The 213-nt window shown below is 51.6% G+C and carries 1 protein-coding gene; it reads left to right on the plus strand.

Annotation, left to right across the window (positions count from 1 at the left end; genetic code table 11):
* Window positions 1-213, plus strand: a 213-nt coding sequence (locus tag LIN78_RS18040) for a hypothetical protein (RefSeq protein WP_227182274.1), incomplete at both ends; no start/stop codon positions are given.

The raw sequence follows: 213 nt of genomic DNA on the forward strand, positions 1-213 counted from the left end.
TTAAGTATTTCTGATGTGGATGCCGGCACGGGCAACATGACCGTGACCTTAGCCGTGACAAATGGCACGCTGACGGTTAGCGGTGGTAGTGCGTCTATCAGTGGAACGGATACAGGCACCGTGACATTGACCGGCACAGTAGCTCAAATCAATGCGACGTTGGCAGCGAATGTTACCTATGTACCGACAAAAGATTTCAACGGTACAGCCACC

Source organism: Leeia speluncae (assembly GCF_020564625.1).
In the GTDB taxonomy this organism is placed as follows: Bacteria; Pseudomonadota; Gammaproteobacteria; order Burkholderiales; family Leeiaceae; genus Leeia; species Leeia speluncae.